Source organism: Acidovorax delafieldii 2AN, assembly GCF_000175235.1.
GTDB classification, from domain to species: domain Bacteria; phylum Pseudomonadota; class Gammaproteobacteria; order Burkholderiales; family Burkholderiaceae_C; genus Acidovorax; species Acidovorax delafieldii_B.
On record NZ_ACQT01000392.1, the window covers coordinates 1 to 2,301 of the forward strand.

Below are 2,301 nucleotides of genomic sequence, written 5' to 3' on the forward strand. Positions count from 1 at the left end.
CAGCTGGTGCATGGCCTCGCCGAGGCGCGACGCCGGGGTAGACACCGCCGGTGCCGGATCGGCGGCACCCGCACCGGTATCTGCCTCTGCGCCGTCGGCGCCAGCCCAGGCCGTGCCGCCCACTTCGGCGGTCATTCCGGCGGTCACTTCGGCGGCCAGCACGGGCAGCTCGGCCAGCGTGAAGTGGTCGTGCGTGCCGTCGGGCATCGCGGCAACGCCGCTCCCTTCGGCGGCCACAGCCCTGGCCGGCAGCTCTGCGTCGGTCAGCAGCGGCGCCAGCCGGTTCCACCAGCTGCCCGGCGCAGACACGCCGGGCGCCACGGACGACAGCGCCAGGCAATGCTTGGCGCGGGTCATGGCCACGTAGAGCATGTTGAGTTCTTCACGCTGGCGGGCCTGCTGTTCGGCGGCCAGGGCCGCCTCGGCGCTGGGCGGCGGGCTGGATTCACTGGCCAGAAAGACAAAGCCTGCGGGTTCGGTCTTTTCGCCTGGCCAGTCCACCAGCACACCCATGGTTTCGGCCTTTTGCGGGCGGGTGTCGGTGTCGAGCAGCAGCACGCAGCGCGCTTCCAGCCCCTTGGCGCCGTGCACGGTAAGCAGGCGCACCGCCTGCGCATCCACCCGGCCGGGCGCGCGCACACCGCCTTTTTTCATGGCGCGCACAAAGGCATACGGCGTGAGGTAGCGCCCGCCATCGTGCTGCAGCGCGGCCGAGAGCAGCGCACGCAGATTGGCCAGCACCGCCATGCGTTGCGCGGCGGGCGCAGCGGCGGCAAAGCGGGCCAGCACGTCGGCGTGCTGGTAGATGGCGTGCAGCGCATCGTGCGGCGGCAGAGCGTCCACCCAGAACTTGTATTGGACCAAATCGGCCGCTGGCGCCTGCAGTGCAATCGGTAGCAGCTCTGTTTTCTGTAGCAAATCAAACCAGCTGCTGCCCGCATGCTCGGGCTGGCGGCGCAGCACGGCCAGGGCCACCAGGGCGTCATCCCCAAGGCCGAAGAGCGGCGACCTGAGCGCGCGCGCCAGCGACAGGTCGTGCCCGGTGGACACCAGGGCATCGAGCAGCGCCACGATGTCCTGCACCTCGGGCGCATCGAACAAGTCGGCTTTTTCGGGCTGCACGCAGGGCAGGTGCAGGGCGCGCAGGGCGTCCTGCATGGCGGCAAGCCGGTCGCGCTTGCGGGCCAGCACCAGTACCTCGTTGGGCGGCGTGCCTGCGGCGATCTGCGCGGCCACCCAGGCGGCCGCCTGCGTGCATTCGCGCATGCGCTGGGTTTCCTCGGCCTCGTGGCGCGGCTCGGTCAGGCTGTCGCGCCAGGTGAGCGGGTCGCCGCCCCCATCACCATCAGTATCCGGCGGCAGGGATGGCGGGCAGGCGCAGCAGCACGCCGGGGTCGGTGGATTCGGTGGTGTGGTCGCGAAAGCCGCTGGTCTCGTGCTGCGCCTGGGCGGTGCCCATGGCGTGGTTCACGGCGGCGATCACGCCCGTGGCGTTGCGGCGTGTGTGGTCGCAGCTGAGCAGGTCGCCCCCCAGGCCGTCGCGCACAAAGGCCTGCGCGGCGATGAACACCTGCGGCTCGGCGCGGCGAAAGCGGTAGATGCTCTGCTTGGGGTCGCCGACGATGAACACGCTGGGCGGTTTCTGGCCACTTGCGCCGCCGCCCGAGCCCGCATAGCCCGCCAGCCAGGCATGCAGCGCCTGCCACTGCAATGGGTTGGTGTCCTGGAACTCGTCCACCAGCAGATGGCGGATGCGCGCATCCAGGCGCTCCTGCACCCAGCCACTGAGGATGGGGTCGGCCAGCATGACGAGCGCCGTGCGCTCCACGTCGTTCATGTCCACCCAGCCATGCTGGTGCTTGACGGCGGCAAACGCCGCGATCAGGCTGCGCGCCAGCCGGGCCATGCGCTGCTGGTGCAGCCAGGCGTCGTGCTGGCGGCGGGCGGTGAGCAGGCGCTGGAGTTCGGGTTCGGCCTCCTGCGCGGCGGGGAATTTTTCAAGGTTCTTGGAAAGCCGGTCTTCCTTGGCCACGAACAGGGCGCGGCGCAGCAGGTCCAGGCGCTGGTTCAGGTCATCGCAGGCCAGCGCGTCGATGATGGCGTCGGCGGCCTTCTGGGGCGTCTTGTTGGCCTCGCCCCCCAGGGCCTTGGCGCGGGCGAGCCAGCGCTGGTGGCAGGCATCGCCCTGCAGCGCATCGGCCGGTTCGCTGAACGCGGCCAGCTCGGGGGAATGCACCTGGAACGGCGGCACCGAGGCATCGACCACGCCGGCGGCATCGGCCAGGTCGAACTCGACCCGCT

Annotated in this window: 1 pseudogene; it reads right to left on the minus strand. The window is 70.7% G+C overall.

Going from position 1 to position 2,301, the window contains the following annotated elements:
- A pseudogene (locus ACDELDRAFT_RS21460) lies at positions 1–2,301 on the minus strand (UvrD-helicase domain-containing protein); the annotation flags it as partial.